Genomic DNA, 530 nt, shown 5'->3' with positions numbered 1-530 from the left:
GCCCGCACCCGACCCAACCACCGCCACCCGGCAATCCCTCGCACACGGCCCCCTCGGCGTCACCCTGCTCCACATCGAACGGGCCCGGCGCGGCACCGGCACGTGGCAGGCCGTACACCATCAGCTCGCCGCGGTCGGTCCTCTGATCGACGGAGACGAGGTGAGCCTGTTCCTCGGCGCCCCCGCCATGGCATACGTCCTCCACCTGGCCGCCGCCGGCAATGAACAACGCTACTCAGGAGCCCTGCGCACCCTCGACCGCGTCGTGACCACACACGTCCGCCGGCGCCTGGACGCCGCTCACACACGCATCGACCAGCAACGCCTCACCACCTTCGCCGAATACGACCTCTTCCGAGGACTGACCGGACTCGGCGCCCTTCTCCTGCGCCGCCACCCGGACAGCAACGAAATGAAACGCGTCCTGGAATACCTGGTAAGACTCACCGAACCGGTATCCGGACCCAAAGGGCGACCGCTTCCCGGCTGGTGGGTCTCGCACGCTCCCGCCCACCCCGACGCCCCCCAAC

The 530-nt window shown here is 69.2% G+C and carries 1 protein-coding gene; it reads left to right on the top strand.

Annotation, left to right across the window (positions count from 1 at the left end):
* Nucleotides 1–530, top strand: a 530-nt coding sequence (locus PV679_RS36080) for a lanthionine synthetase LanC family protein (protein WP_319685507.1), incomplete at both ends; no start/stop codon positions are given.

Source organism: Streptomyces sp. AK02-01A (assembly GCF_033795305.1).
GTDB lineage: Bacteria > Actinomycetota > Actinomycetes > Streptomycetales > Streptomycetaceae > Streptomyces.
The sequence above is the reverse complement of the archived record's forward strand: the minus strand, read 5'-3'. Positions and strand labels throughout refer to the sequence as shown.